At 65.3% G+C, this 12,673-nt stretch carries 14 protein-coding genes; 5 read left to right on the forward strand and 9 right to left on the reverse strand.

Going from position 1 to position 12,673, the window contains the following annotated elements; translation table 11 throughout:
- Positions 1-103: 103 nt before the first annotated feature.
- A complete protein-coding gene (gene leuD, locus ACP15K_RS14985; RefSeq protein ID WP_193143093.1) occupies positions 104-709 on the reverse strand; it encodes a 3-isopropylmalate dehydratase small subunit in 606 nt (201 codons plus the stop codon).
- A gap of 111 nt (positions 710-820) precedes the next feature.
- Between leuD and ACP15K_RS14990 the strand changes: the two genes are divergently transcribed.
- A complete protein-coding gene (locus ACP15K_RS14990; protein ID WP_193143094.1) occupies positions 821-1,702 on the forward strand; it encodes a MipA/OmpV family protein in 882 nt (293 codons plus the stop codon).
- 88 nt (positions 1,703-1,790) lie between these two features.
- On the opposite strand, the gene ACP15K_RS14995 is transcribed toward ACP15K_RS14990, so the two are convergent.
- Both ACP15K_RS14995 and leuC read right to left on the reverse strand, forming a co-directional pair.
- On the reverse strand, positions 1,791-2,309 hold the full coding sequence (locus ACP15K_RS14995) for an HdeD family acid-resistance protein (RefSeq protein WP_193143095.1): 519 nt from the start codon (positions 2,307-2,309) through the stop codon (positions 1,791-1,793).
- Positions 2,310-2,337: 28 nt separating this feature from the next.
- Entirely contained in the window at positions 2,338-3,753 is a 1,416-nt protein-coding gene (leuC, locus tag ACP15K_RS15000) for a 3-isopropylmalate dehydratase large subunit (RefSeq protein WP_193143096.1), read from the reverse strand.
- A gap of 275 nt (positions 3,754-4,028) precedes the next feature.
- Here leuC and ACP15K_RS15005 point away from each other — a divergent pair, with 275 nt between their 5' ends.
- The 4 genes from ACP15K_RS15005 (at position 4,029) to ACP15K_RS15020 (ending at position 6,705) form a co-directional block, all read left to right on the forward strand.
- Positions 4,029-4,664 (forward strand): SOUL family heme-binding protein, encoded by a 636-nt coding sequence (locus tag ACP15K_RS15005; RefSeq protein ID WP_424990862.1) that lies wholly within the window; start codon positions 4,029-4,031, stop codon positions 4,662-4,664.
- 74 nt (positions 4,665-4,738) lie between these two features.
- Positions 4,739-5,176 (forward strand): ribosome silencing factor, encoded by a 438-nt coding sequence (gene rsfS / locus ACP15K_RS15010; RefSeq protein WP_424990863.1) that lies wholly within the window; start codon positions 4,739-4,741, stop codon positions 5,174-5,176.
- 18 nt (positions 5,177-5,194) lie between these two features.
- On the forward strand, positions 5,195-5,665 hold the full coding sequence (gene rlmH, locus ACP15K_RS15015) for a 23S rRNA (pseudouridine(1915)-N(3))-methyltransferase RlmH (RefSeq protein WP_193143098.1): 471 nt from the start codon (positions 5,195-5,197) through the stop codon (positions 5,663-5,665).
- A gap of 170 nt (positions 5,666-5,835) precedes the next feature.
- Complete coding sequence (locus ACP15K_RS15020) at positions 5,836-6,705, forward strand: SDR family oxidoreductase (RefSeq protein WP_193143099.1); 870 nt, start codon at positions 5,836-5,838, stop codon at positions 6,703-6,705.
- On the opposite strand, the gene ACP15K_RS15025 is transcribed toward ACP15K_RS15020, so the two are convergent.
- From ACP15K_RS15025 to ACP15K_RS15050, 6 genes are all read right to left on the reverse strand, one after another.
- On the reverse strand, positions 6,702-7,349 hold the full coding sequence (locus tag ACP15K_RS15025; protein ID WP_193143100.1) for a hypothetical protein: 648 nt from the start codon (positions 7,347-7,349) through the stop codon (positions 6,702-6,704). The genes ACP15K_RS15020 and ACP15K_RS15025 overlap by 4 nt on opposite strands.
- Positions 7,350-7,570: 221 nt before the next feature.
- Positions 7,571-8,482 (reverse strand): restriction endonuclease, encoded by a 912-nt coding sequence (locus ACP15K_RS15030; RefSeq protein WP_424990864.1) that lies wholly within the window; start codon positions 8,480-8,482, stop codon positions 7,571-7,573.
- 31 nt (positions 8,483-8,513) lie between these two features.
- Positions 8,514-10,445 carry a 1-deoxy-D-xylulose-5-phosphate synthase gene (gene dxs / locus ACP15K_RS15035; protein ID WP_424990865.1) on the reverse strand — a complete coding sequence of 644 codons (1,932 nt, stop codon included), beginning with the start codon at positions 10,443-10,445 and terminating at the stop codon, positions 8,514-8,516.
- Between the two features lie 20 nt (positions 10,446-10,465).
- The gene (locus ACP15K_RS15040; RefSeq protein WP_424990880.1) at positions 10,466-11,338 is read right to left on the reverse strand and encodes a polyprenyl synthetase family protein; all 873 of its coding nucleotides are present in this window, start codon (positions 11,336-11,338) and stop codon (positions 10,466-10,468) included.
- Positions 11,339-11,342: 4 nt separating this feature from the next.
- Entirely contained in the window at positions 11,343-11,585 is a 243-nt protein-coding gene (locus ACP15K_RS15045; RefSeq protein ID WP_193143103.1) for an exodeoxyribonuclease VII small subunit, read from the reverse strand.
- Positions 11,578-12,531, reverse strand: a complete 954-nt coding sequence (locus tag ACP15K_RS15050; RefSeq protein ID WP_424990866.1) for a histone deacetylase family protein — start codon at positions 12,529-12,531, stop codon at positions 11,578-11,580. Before ACP15K_RS15050 ends, ACP15K_RS15045 begins: the two co-directional genes overlap by 8 nt.
- Positions 12,532-12,673: the final 142 nt, after the last annotated feature.

A 12,673-nucleotide genomic window follows, 5' to 3' on the forward strand; every position in this document is an offset into this window, starting at 1 on the left:
TTTCGGGGCTGGTCTCTGCCTGTGGTTCAATGTGCCGGTCCGGACCAAACCAACAAAAAAGCCCGGCACCAAGGCCGGGCTTTTGAAACCTTCCAGACGCGGATCACACCCAGGGGCGCGCAGCGCTGGCCGTGGCTTCGAAGGCGTCGATGGCAGCGATCTTCTCGAAGGTCAGGCCGATGTCATCCAGACCGTTCAGCAGGCAATGCTTGCGGAAGGGATCGACCTCGAAGGCAAGGGTGCCGCCGTCGGGGCCCTTGATCGTCTGGTTTTCCAGATCGACCGAGATGGTGGCATTGGCGCCGCGCTGGGCGTCGTCCATCAGCTTGTCCACGTCTTCCTGTGGCAGCACGATCGGCAGGATGCCGTTCTTGAAGCAGTTGTTGTAGAAGATGTCGGCAAAGCTGGGCGCGATCACCACGCGGATGCCGAAATCCAGCAGCGCCCAGGGCGCGTGCTCGCGCGACGAGCCGCAGCCGAAGTTGTCGCCCGACACAAGGATCTGCGCGTTGCGGTACTGTGGCTTGTTCAGCACGAAATCCGGAATTTCCTTGCCGTCGTCGTCATAGCGCATCTCGTCGAACAGGTTCACGCCCAGACCAGACCGCTTGATCGTCTTCAGGAACTGCTTGGGGATGATCATGTCGGTATCGACATTGATCAATGGCAGCGGAGCGGCAACACTCTCGACGACCGTGAATTTTTCCATAGTAGAATCCTTGCTGCTTTGCGTAGTTCCGGGCAAGAGTTGCCCGGACGGCACCGCCAGACCTTCTGCCAAAAATCTGGTCCGGGGTCCAGCGCCGAGGAGAGTGGTGCGATGAACGGACTATCACGACATTGGATGTGGGCCACGGCTCTGGTTGCTGCGGTAAGCGGCGCGGCCCAGGCCCAGACCCAAACCCAGTATGACGAGGACAACGGCCGGCTTGAGCTGCCGCTGTGGGAGTTGGGCATTGGCCTGACCGGACGGCAGACCGCCGAATATCCGGGTTCCAGCGACTATGCGACCCGCGTCGTCGCCTTTCCCTACATCGCCTATCGCGGCAAGTTCCTTGAGATCGGTGAACAGGAAACCCTGCGCTTCATCCCGTTCCAGACCGAGCGGTTCGAACTGGCGTTTTCCTTCGACGGCAACTCGGCCGTGGAACGGCGCAGCACCGAATTGCAGGGCGCCCTGCCGGATCTGGATGCGCTGGTCGAATTCGGGCCGGAATTCATCTGGCGTGCGGCCGAGATCGATCCGGTCTTCGGCGACCGCACCCTTGGCCGGGTGGAGCTGGCCCTGCAGACGCGTGGCGCCTTTTCCGTCGGCTGGCCGCCGGAATACGAAGGCTTCGTGGTCCGCCCGGTGCTGCGTTATCGCCAGAACGGCGCCCTGAAACCCGGCAGCCGTGTGGAGGCCGCCATCGGGCCGTTGTTCGGCACGCAGGGCATCAACGAATATTTCTACGCGGTGGATGACAGCAACGGCGGCGGCTACAAGGCCAGCCAGGGCTACATGGGCACCGAGATCACGGCCTCGATCCGCTATCCGGTGTCGCGCCGGGTGCGTCTGATCGGCGGCGTCGGTCTGGGGATCCTGTCCGGTGCGGTCAGCGAGGACAGCCCGCTGTTCGAAAGCAACTTCAGTGCTTCGGGCTATATCGGCTTCACCGCCAGCATCTTCCAAAGCAAGCGGCAGGCGCTGAAGGATCGCTAGGCGCGATCCGGGTTGGCGATGTCGGGAAAGTGCCGCCTTTGGCCCGCGGCAGGGCAGGGCGCGGCGGGACAACCCGCCGCGCGCCGGATCACTTGCGGTGCGCGCGCACGAAGAAGGCCAGCGCGATCAGGCCCGAGCCGTTGAACAGCAGTTCGATCCCCAGAAGGATGCCCAGCAGGCTGACCGAGGCGACCGCGAAATTGGCGATGATATAGCCGGCCAGCAGCACCGACAGGGCGCCCGACAGCAGCATCGGCCAGAAGTACGGGGTCGATTTCATTCCCCAGGCCAGCACCAGCCGCAGGATGCCGCTGGCGGCCAGCATGATGGTGACCAGCAGCGCCAGCGAGATCACGCCTTCCAGCGGGTTGGCGATGAAGGACACGCCGAGAAACAGCATCAGCACGCCCATGGCGACCGAGAAGATCTTGCGCCCGGTGCCCGTTTCCGACAGCCCCAGGAAAACCTGGATGCCGCCGAGGATCAGGAACAGAAGGCCGGTCACGATGGTCACCGCCATCGAGGCCGCGACCGCGTTGCCAAGGGCAAACAGCCCGAAGACCACCGACAGGATGCCGAGGATCAGCCATTTCGTCCAACTCTTCATGTCTTGAGTCTCCGGTTCGTTTTCTGGGTCAGGCGTCGGTCAGGGTGCGCACGTCGGTCAGCTTGCCGGTGACGGCGGCAGCGGCGGCCATGGCCGGGCTGAGCAGGTGGGTGCGTCCGCCCCGGCCCTGACGACCTTCGAAGTTGCGGTTCGAGGTGGCCGCGCAACGTTCGCCGGGGGCCAGCTGGTCGGGGTTCATGGCAAGGCACATGGAACAGCCCGCCAGGCGCCATTCGAAGCCGGCCTCCTTGAAGATGTCGGCCAGACCTTCTTCCTCGGCCTGGGCGCGGACCAGACCCGAACCCGGCACGACCATGGCGCGCATGCCTTCCTTGATCTTGCGGCCCTTCAGGATGGCGGCGGCGGCGCGCAGGTCCTCGATTCGGCCGTTGGTGCAGGACCCGATGAAGACCGTGTCGATCTCGATCTCGGTCAGCGGCGTGCCCGGCTTCAGGCCCATGTATTCCAGCGAGCGCGCGGCGGCTTCCACCTTGCCGCCCTTGAAATCCTCGGGCGCGGGAACCTTGGCGGTGATCGGCAGCACATCCTCGGGCGAGGTGCCCCATGTCACCACCGGCTCGATCTCTTCGCCCTTCAGGGTGATGACCTTGTCGAAATGCGCGCCCTCGTCGGTGTAGAGGGTTTGCCACCACTCCATTGCGGCGTCCCAATCGGCGCCTTTCGGTGCGTGCGGGCGGCCCTTGACGTAGGCAAAGGTCTTTTCATCCGGCGCGATCAGACCGGCGCGGGCACCGCCCTCGATGGCCATGTTGCATACGGTCATGCGGCCTTCCATCGACAAGTCGCGGATCGCCTCGCCGCAGTATTCGATGACATAGCCGGTGCCGCCGGCGGTGCCGGTGACGCCGATCACCGCCAGCGTGATGTCCTTGGCGGTGACGCCCGGACGCAGCTTGCCGGTGACTTCCACCTTCATGTTCTTGGATTTCTTCTGGATCAGGGTCTGGGTGGCCAGAACATGTTCCACTTCCGAGGTGCCGATGCCATGCGCCAGTGCGCCGAAGGCGCCATGGGTGGCGGTGTGGCTGTCGCCGCAAACCACGGTCATGCCGGGCAGGGTCCAGCCTTGTTCCGGGCCGACGATGTGCACGATGCCCTGACGCACGTCAGACACCGGGTAGTAGTGGATGCCGAAGTCCTTGGCGTTCTTGTCCAGCGCGGCGACCTGGATGGCCGAATCCTCGGTCATGTTCTTGGGATCTTCACGGCCCGGCGTTGTGGGCACGTTGTGATCGGGCACGGCGATGGTCTTGTCCGGCGCGCGCACGGTGCGGCCCGCCATGCGCAGCCCTTCGAAGGCCTGCGGGCTGGTGACTTCGTGCACCAGGTGGCGGTCGATATACAGAAGGCTGGTGCCGTCCTCGGCCTCATGGGCCAGGTGGGCGTCCCAGATCTTGTCGTAAAGCGTCTTCGCTGCGGTCATGGCGGGTCTCTCCCGAGAATGTATGGCGGTCTGATCAGATGGCGGTGCGGGACAGGTCAGGCACCAAGGCGGGCCGTGGCCGTGCGGGCCTGCCCGTAAAAGCGCCACGGCAGGCGCGCGCGGTCGTCCATATCGAAGATGCCGATCATGCAACGGGCCATAGCCGCTTGGCGCGATCTGTTCAAGCTTCGGGCGCGGCCGGGACCGGGCCGGCGCGTGTTTTGTTGATCTGTTGCGCGGGCCGGCCCGTATCCCTTTGCAAATGGAGATCAACGATGCCGAAACTGATCAAGACCCTGCACCTGTCGCTGGTGGGCGGCTTTCTGGCCGCTTCGGTGGCCGCCGCCCCCGAGGCACGGATGTACAAGGGCTATGAAACCCCCGCCTACACGGTGGTCGAAAGCGATGGGCCGATCGAGATCCGCGACTACGCCCCCTACCTCAGCGCCGAGGTGACGGTGGATGGCAGCCGCACCGGTGCCGCGAACCGCGGGTTCCGGGTGCTGGCCAACTACATTTTCGGCGGCAACGAAGACGAACAGAAGGTCGCCATGACCTCGCCGGTGGCGCAGCTTCCCGGCCTGCCGGACGGTGTTTCGGGCAGCGAAGCGGGGGACGACGGCCTTTGGACGGTGCGTTTCATGATGCCGCGCGAATTCGATGCCGAAAGCCTGCCGCGACCGGAAAACCCGGCGATCCGGATCACCACGACACCGGGTGACCGGCAGGTGGTGATCCGCTTTTCCGGCCGCTGGACCGACAGCGCCCTGCGTGAACACGCTGCCACCTTGCAGGCCTGGGCCGAAGACCGCGACCTGACCCTTGCGGGGCCGCCGCGGTTCTATTTCTACGACGCGCCCTTCACGCTGCCGGGGAACCGCCGCAACGAGGTTGCCTATCGCCTGCAATAGCTGCACTGCGGCATTGGCGGGGGATCATTGAGATTTCAGGCGTCCGATGCTATGTTGGAAGGGTCAGGCACCGGATGGCGGTGCCTTTAGAAGGAGTGCAAACCCTGTCTCGAATCGACCAAGCGGTCCCCGTTGGGACAGCCCATCCGGCACCTGCCGATGTTTCTCTTTCGGCGCAAAGCGACGAAACGCTTGCCCGAATCCTCTCCTCACTCTCTGAAGACAAGGCCGAAGACGTGATCTCGATCGATCTGCGTGGACGCTCCGAAATGGCCGATCACATGGTGATCGCCACCGGGCGCTCGTCGCGGCAGGTCTCGGCGATGGCCGAAAAGCTGACCGATCGGCTCAAGCACGATCTGGGCGTTGGTTGCAAGGTCGAGGGAAAGGATCAGGGGGATTGGGTGCTCATCGATGCGGGCGATGCCATCGTGCATCTGTTCCGTCCCGAGGTGCGCGAGTTCTACCAGCTCGAAAAGATGTGGATTGCCCCCGGTTCGGCCGAAGGCTGAGCGAAAAGGGGATTTCGGGTGAAGGTTTCGTTGTGTGTTGTGGGCCGCCTGCGCGGCGGGCCCGAGAAAGATCTTGTCGATACCTATCTGGAGCGGTTCACCCGCAGCGGGCGGCAGCTTGGGCTGGGTCCGGTGCAGGTGCTCGAGGTCGAGGATCGCAAGGGCGGCGGGCCGGCGGGCGAGGCCGCGCTGCTGGACAAGATCTGCCCTGCGGGGGCCGTGCGGCTGGCGCTGGATGAGCGCGGGCGGCAGATGACTTCGCCCGAATTCGCCGACCTGCTGGCCGAGTGGCGCGATGCAGGCAACAGCGAGCTGGCGATCTTCATCGGCGGGGCGGACGGGTTCGAACAGGGGTTCCGTCACGGTTGCGACCGCTGGATGTCCTTTGGGCCGATGGTCTGGCCGCATATGTTGGCCCGCGTGATGATTGCCGAGCAGCTCTATCGCGCGGCCTCGATCCTCGCCGGATCTCCGTACCACCGCGAATAGATGCGCGCCTTGCCCGATCCGGGGTGCGACCGCGCGCCGAAGGCGCGCCCGGCCCAACGGGACGCCGGGCCTGAAAAGGCCCAAGTCCGGGCGGGAGTTCCCCTTGCACCAAAGTCACTGCGCCGCGATACCGGAACCAGCCCTGTGACCCGAGGATCCGACCGCCTGCCATGACCCCGCATCTGTTTTCCTTTGGACACGGCTATTCCGCCCGTGCCCTGTCCCGCCTGCTGCTGCCCAAGGGCTGGCACATCACCGGCACCACGCGCGACGCTGCAAAGGCCGAGGCGTTGCGGGCCAAGGGGATCGCACCACTGGTGCTGCCCGGCGACGACCCGCTCCCCGTCCTTGGCACGGCCACGCATCTGTTGGTTTCAGCGGGACCGTCGGCGGCGGGCGACCCGGCCCTTGCCGCGCTTCGTCCGGCGCTGGACGCGGTCGCCCCAGCGCTGAAATGGATGGGGTATCTGTCCACGACCGGCGTTTACGGCGACCACGCGGGCGGCTGGGTGGACGAAGACACCCCCCTGACACCGGCCACCCGGCGTGGACAGCTTCGGGTCGAGGCCGAGGCCGCCTGGCAGGCCTTTGCCGCTGAAACCGGGCTTCCCTTGCACATTTTCCGCCTGGCGGGCATCTATGGCCCCGGACGTGGCCCCTTTGCCAAGGTGCGTGCCGGCACCGCGCGGCAGATCATCAAGCCGGGGCAGGTGTTCTCGCGCATCCACGTCGATGACATCGCCCAGGTCCTTGCCGCCTCCATCGCCCGGCCCAACCCCGGCGCGATCTACAATCTGTGCGACGACGACCCGGCCCCGCCGCAGGACGTGCTGGCCCATGCCGCGCATCTGCTGAACCTGCCCGAGCCGCCGCGCGAGGATTGGGACAGCGCCGAGATGACGCCGATGGCGCGCAGCTTCTATGCCGAAAGCAAACGGGTGCGGAACGACCGCATCAAGGACGAGCTTGGCGTCACCCTGAAATACCCCGACTATCGCGCCGGTCTGGCCGCACTTCTGGCCGAGGAACAGGCCGGCTAGACCCGCCGCAGCCGGTTCAGCCCCAGTTGTGCTGCCCAGAGCACCAGCAGAAACACCAGCCCCGAAGCGAAGGTCACGCCGTAGAACACCGCCCGCTCGGCCAGCACCATGTCGTTCAGAAACGGATAGGGCAGCCCGTTGGTGACGCTGCCCACAGGTTCGGCATTCAGCGGATGCACCACGCCCTCGGCCCAGACCACATAGGCCAGCACAAGCACCCCCAGCCACAGCGCCACCCGCAGCGGCCATCGGAAGGCGCGCTTGATCCACAGCACGTCGATCCATTGCAACAGCGGCCCCAGCAGGTGCAGGTAATACTCGCGGTAGGCGACGATCTGCTTGTCCCCCATCACCAGCGTCGGATCGGTAAAATACAGCCGCCAGTAGGACACCACGACGATCATGTTGACCACCGCCACCACCGAGACGAAGACCTCGGCCTTCGGTCCGGGGCGGCCAAGGGCGGGCACCAGCATCAGTGCTGCCGCAACAAGGCTGCCGGTCAGCGCCCAGATGGTCAGATAGCGGAATTGCCAGCCGAATTCGGCCATGTTGCCGAAGTCCTCGACCCGGAAGCGGTCGGCGAAATAGAAGGCCGTCAGCGCCAGAACGACGAGGCGATAGATCAGAACGGGGCGGGACATGGGCAGCTCCGGCAGGCGCGCTGAGGATCAGGCCACCCTAGCAGGATCGCAGGGACAGGCCAGAGGGGAGGATCGGAGACCCGCCGCGTGCGAGCGTGTGGGCGCACACCCACGGCATGGGGCCGCCTCTGGCCTGTCCTGCCACCATAGCGTGCAAACAGGTCCAGGGGGAGTCCGGGTTTTCGGATGTTTGATGTAACGGCGCGGTTTCCCGTCGGGGCCTATTCGGTATCCGCAAAATAGTCTTCGTCGATGCTTCGGATGTGCACAGTTCTGCGCCGCCGGACGCCGACCTCGTATTGAATCATCTTGTTGGCGAGGTCTTGGCCGTCAATCAGGACAATGCGATGCTGCACCTTTTCCACATAACTCAAAGCATGCTTGGAAAAGCTCGATGTCGTCACGAACACGCCTTTACTTGCCGCTACACCGGTCAACGATCCGACAAACGCCTGAAGGGCTTCCCGACCGACTTTGTTGTCCGGTCGATACCTCTTGGCCTGAAGGTAGATTGCATCCAGGCCCAGGCTGTCTTCATCGATAATCCCGTCGAAACCTCCATCGCCTGATGCGGGGGTTTCCCGGTACATCTGGTCCTTGCCACCGCCGAATCCCATGGCACGCAACAGATCGAGGATCAGTCTTTCGAAGCGCACCGGGCTGAGCGCCAGAACCTCTTGCAAGAGGTTTTCGGCCAGTACCGAATTCAGAAGCTCTGCCGAGTTCAGAAGAAGCTCTTCCGGCGTACTGCCGGTTTCGATTGCCGGGTGCTCGTCCTGGTCCGCAACCGGTCTGTCTGCGGGGCCTTTGCGTTTCCCCGAGGACTCCAGCCAACCCGCAAAGCTGGACACTTGCTTCAACACTTGATTGTCGATGCGGTCCGGATGGTCCTGAAGAACCTTGCGACCGAAATCCGTTATCACATGCGTGTTTCGTTTCGGACTTTCCAGACAGCCGGCTTTGGAAAGATAGGTGCGGGCCCAATGGGCGCGGTCGCTCAACACGGTCTTCTTGCCACTGGGAAGCATTTCGGAGGCTTCCTCGTCCGTCAGGGCCAATTCCGCCTTCAGGTACGGAAGTGTCTCGGAAACCTTCGTTGCGCCCTTCTCAAATGCAGCAAGAACCGGGCGCATCAACGTTTGGTAATCTGGAACTGAAATAGGCCTATCCTCGGATCGCCTGTGCAATCTGCTCCACCCCCAGCACATCCAGCACGCGGGCCTCGATGTCTTCGGCGTTCATGGCGGCGCTGGCGTACATGTCTTCGGGGCTGGCCTGGTCGATGAAGGTGTCGGGGAAGACCATCGAACGGTACTTGAACCCACGATCAAACACCCCTTCCTCGGCCAGCAGTTGCGCCACATGGCTTCCGAAACCGCCGATGGCGCCCTCTTCGATGGTGATCATCGCCTCATGATCGGCGGCCAGTTGCAGGATCAGGTCGCGGTCCAGCGGCTTGGCAAAGCGGGCATCGGCCACGGTGGGCGAGATGCCGCGTGCCATCAGCCCTTCGCGGGCCTTCATGACCTCGGACAGACGCGCTCCGAAGGACAGGATCGCCACGCGCGCGCCCTCGGCCATGATGCGGCCCTTGCCGATTTCCAGCGGCTCGCCACGTTCGGGCATGTCGACGCCCACGCCTTCGCCACGCGGGAAGCGGAAGGCCGAGGGGCGGTCGTCGATGGCCGCAGCGGTGGCCACCATGTGCACCAGTTCGGCCTCATCGGCGGCGGCCATCACCACCATGTCGGGCAGATTGGCCAGGAACGCGATGTCAAAGCTGCCCGCATGGGTCGGCCCGTCGGCGCCCACCAGCCCGGCGCGGTCGATGGCAAAGCGCACCGGCAGGCGCTGGATCGCCACATCGTGCACCACCTGGTCATAGCCGCGTTGCAGGAAGGTGGAATAGAGCGCGCAGAAGGGTTTCAGCCCGCCCGCGGCCAGACCGGCGGCGAAGGTTACCGCGTGCTGCTCGGCGATACCCACGTCGAAACAGCGGCTGGGATAGCGCTCGGCAAACAGGTTCAGGCCGGTGCCATCGGGCATGGCGGCGGTGATGGCGGCGATGCGGTCATCCTGCGCGGCCTCCTTCAGCAGCGCGTCGGAAAACACCTTGGTATAGCTGGGCGCGTTCGACGGGGCCTTTTTCTGGGTGCCGGTGGCCACATCGAACTTGGCGGTGGCATGGCCCCGGTCGCGGCGGCCCTCGGCGGGGGCATAGCCTTTGCCCTTCTTGGTGATCGTGTGGATCAGGATCGGCCCCTTGGCCCGCGCCTTGACCGTGCGCAGCACCGGCAGAAGCTGGTGCAGGTCGTGCCCATCCACCGGGCCGATATATGAAAAGCCCAATTCCTCGAACATGGTGCCGCCAACGACCGAGTGTTTCAGCAGATCCTTGGCCCGCCGCGCGCCTTCCTTGAAAGGTTCGGGCAGAAGGCTGACGGCGCCCTTGGCGGCGGATTTCAACTCCTGGTAGGGCTCGCCCGCGTACAGGCGGTTCAGATAGGACGACAGCGCGCCCACCGGCGGAGCGATGGACATGTCGTTGTCGTTCAGGATGACGATCATCCGCTTTTTCAGGTGACCGGCGTTGTTCATCGCTTCGAAGGCCATGCCGGCGGACATCGACCCGTCGCCAATGACCGCGATGGCATCGCCGATGCCATGGTCGGGTGCCCCGCCAAGATCGCGCGCCGCCGCGAACCCCAGCGCCGCCGAGATCGAGGTCGAGGAATGCGCCGCCCCGAACGGGTCATAGGGGCTTTCGGCCCGCTTGGTGAACCCCGACAGCCCGCCCTTCTGGCGCAGGGTGCGGATCCGCTCGCGCCGTCCGGTCAGGATCTTGTGCGGATAGCACTGGTGGCCCACGTCCCAGATGATCTTGTCGCGCGGCGTATCGAACACCGCGTGCAGGGCCACGGTCAGTTCGACCACGCCAAGGCCCGCGCCCAGATGGCCGCCGGTTTCCGACACCGCGCTGATGGTCTCGGCGCGCAACTCCTTGGCCAGCCGCACCAGTTCGGTGTCCGTGAAGGCTTTCATGTCGGCGGGGGTTTCGACCCGATCCAGAAGCGGTGTCGACGGGCGCTCGGTCATGATCTGTCCTTTTGGGGGGCTCAGTGTGTGCGGGAAATAACGAAACGAGCCGCTTCCCGCAAGGTTTCGGCCTGTGCGCCATAGGACGCAAGAGCTGTTTCGGCGTCCTCAACCAGGGCCTGGGCGCGGGCGCGGGCGCCCTCCAACCCCAGCAGGCTGACGAACGTGGCCTTGCCGGCGGCTTCATCCTTGCGCAACCGCTTGCCGGCCGCCTCGGCATCGCCTTCTACATCCAATATGTCGTCGGCGATCTGAAAAGCCAGCCCAAGGGCCGTGGAATATTGCGTCAGGGCCGCAGGATCCGCACCCGCCAGCCGCGCCCCGGCCTCGGCAGACCAGCGGATCAGCGCGCCGGTCTTGTTGGCCTGAAGCACGGTGATCTCATCCAGCGTCAAGGGGCGTCCGGCGGATTCGGCAGCGATGTCCTGGGCCTGTCCCAGCACCATCCCCTCGATCCCCGACGCCCTTGCCAGGCTAGCCAGAAGATCCACGCGCACCGCCGGATCGTAGGTCATTTCTGGCCGGGTCAGTAGCTCGAACGCCAGTGTTTGCAGGGCATCGCCCACCAGAACCGCGATACCGTCGTTCCATTTGCGATGCACCGTTGGCAGGCCGCGCCGCAGATCGTCGTCATCCATGCAGGGCAGATCGTCATGGACCAGCGAATAGGCATGCAGACATTCCACCGAGGCCGCAGCGAATTCCGCCTGCGCCGGATCGACCCCGTGCAACCGCGCGCTTTCCAGCACCAGGAACCCGCGCAACCGCTTGCCGCCGCGGCTGGCATAGGCCATGCCCTCGGCCACCGGTCCCTGATCGCCGATCCGCACGAATTCTGCATCCAGCCGCGTCTGAACGCGGGTCGCGGCCTGCGCCAATGCCTGTTGAAACACGCGGCTACTGCCCGGCAACCGGGGTGGTGCCCGCCGCCTCGCCGTTTTCGTCCAGCGTGATCGCGGCGATCTTTTCCTCGGCGGCTTTCAGCCGGGCCTCGCAATGCTTCTTCAGGGCCGCGCCGCGCTCGTACAGGGTGATCGAATCATCCAGCGAGACCTCTCCGGCCTCCAGCTTGCCAACCACGTCTTCCAGCGCCTTCATCGCTTCCTCGAAGCTCAGCTTTTCCACCGGGGTGTCAGTCATTGCCCTGCCTTTCCTGTCCTCGTGCCATCATGACGGCCACATAGGCCGCGACGCTTTCCGCCAATGCGGTCAGGTCATAGCCGCCTTCCAGCACCGAGACCAGACGCCCCGCGCAGATGTCGCCGGCCACATCGCACAGGCGCTCGGCGATCCAGGCGAAATCCTCGGTGCCAAGCGCCATCTGCGCCAGCGGATCGGCCGCATGGGCGTCGAATCCCGCCGAGACAAGGATCAACTCTGGCCGGGCCTGCCGCAGCGCGGGCAACACGCGGGTCTCGAACACGGGGCGATAGGCTGTGCCATCGGTGCCCGGCGGCAGGGGAAGGTTCAGGATCTGACCATGCGCGCCGCGTTCCTTGCGCATGCCCGTGCCGGGGTACAGCGGACTTTGATGGGTCGAGATGAAGGTGGCGCGCGCCTCTTCCCACAGCAGGTCCTGCGTGCCGTTGCCATGATGCACGTCGAAATCCACCACCGCCACGCGCGACAGCCCGCGCGCCTCCAACGCGTGTTTGGCCGCGATGGCGACCGCGCCGAACAGGCAGAACCCCATGGCCGTGGCCCGTTCCGCGTGATGGCCGGGCGGGCGCAGGGCGCAAAATGCGTTGGTGGCGTCCTTGTCCAGCACCGCGTCCACGGCGGCAATCGCCCCGCCGGCGGCCCGCAACCCGGCTTCGTAAGAGCCTGACATCACATGAGTGTCGCCATCCAGCGCGACCCAGCCCTCCTCAGGCGCGGCCGAGGCGACCCGGTCCACATATTCCGGCGGATGGCAGCGCAGCAGGGCCGCGCGCGCGGCCGGCGGGGCGCTGCGCCGGTCCAGGGCGTCGAACTCGGGCGCCGACAAGGCGCGTTCGATGGCCAGAATCCGGTCTACCCGCTCGGGGTGGCCCTCGGGGGTGACATGCTCAAGCGAGGCGGGGTGGGTGAACAGCGCGGTGGTCATGGCCGCAGCCTAGGCAGGGGCGCGGGCGGGCGCAACGGCCCGTGACCTGCAACCGGCAGGCCCGTCGGACAGTGCGTCGCGCCGCCACGGGCGCGGGCCCCGCACCGGCGTCAGCCGGGGTGGGGGGACAGGGGAATGCCGC

It is taken from the genome of Fluviibacterium sp. S390, from assembly GCF_049800695.1.
Classification (GTDB): Bacteria; Pseudomonadota; Alphaproteobacteria; order Rhodobacterales; family Rhodobacteraceae; genus Meridianimarinicoccus.

Bases quoted from the DNA above. Each gene is read 5' to 3' on its own strand.
- ACP15K_RS15030 (WP_424990864.1), bottom strand. From the start codon at position 8,482: ATGCGCCCGGTTCTTGCTGCATTTGAGAAGGGCGCAACGAAGGTTTCC.
- rsfS (WP_424990863.1), top strand. From the start codon at position 4,739: ATGGCGGTGCCTTTAGAAGGAGTGCAAACCCTGTCTCGAATCGACCAA.
- ACP15K_RS15050 (WP_424990866.1), bottom strand. From the start codon at position 12,531: ATGACCACCGCGCTGTTCACCCACCCCGCCTCGCTTGAGCATGTCACC.
- ACP15K_RS15005 (WP_424990862.1), top strand. From the start codon at position 4,029: ATGCCGAAACTGATCAAGACCCTGCACCTGTCGCTGGTGGGCGGCTTT.
- dxs (WP_424990865.1), bottom strand. From the start codon at position 10,445: ATGACCGAGCGCCCGTCGACACCGCTTCTGGATCGGGTCGAAACCCCC.
- ACP15K_RS14995 (WP_193143095.1), bottom strand. From the start codon at position 2,309: ATGAAGAGTTGGACGAAATGGCTGATCCTCGGCATCCTGTCGGTGGTC.
- ACP15K_RS15025 (WP_193143100.1), bottom strand. From the start codon at position 7,349: ATGTCCCGCCCCGTTCTGATCTATCGCCTCGTCGTTCTGGCGCTGACG.
- leuD (WP_193143093.1), bottom strand. From the start codon at position 709: ATGGAAAAATTCACGGTCGTCGAGAGTGTTGCCGCTCCGCTGCCATTG.
- leuC (WP_193143096.1), bottom strand. From the start codon at position 3,753: ATGACCGCAGCGAAGACGCTTTACGACAAGATCTGGGACGCCCACCTG.
- ACP15K_RS15020 (WP_193143099.1), top strand. From the start codon at position 5,836: ATGACCCCGCATCTGTTTTCCTTTGGACACGGCTATTCCGCCCGTGCC.
- ACP15K_RS15045 (WP_193143103.1), bottom strand. From the start codon at position 11,585: ATGACTGACACCCCGGTGGAAAAGCTGAGCTTCGAGGAAGCGATGAAG.
- ACP15K_RS14990 (WP_193143094.1), top strand. From the start codon at position 821: ATGAACGGACTATCACGACATTGGATGTGGGCCACGGCTCTGGTTGCT.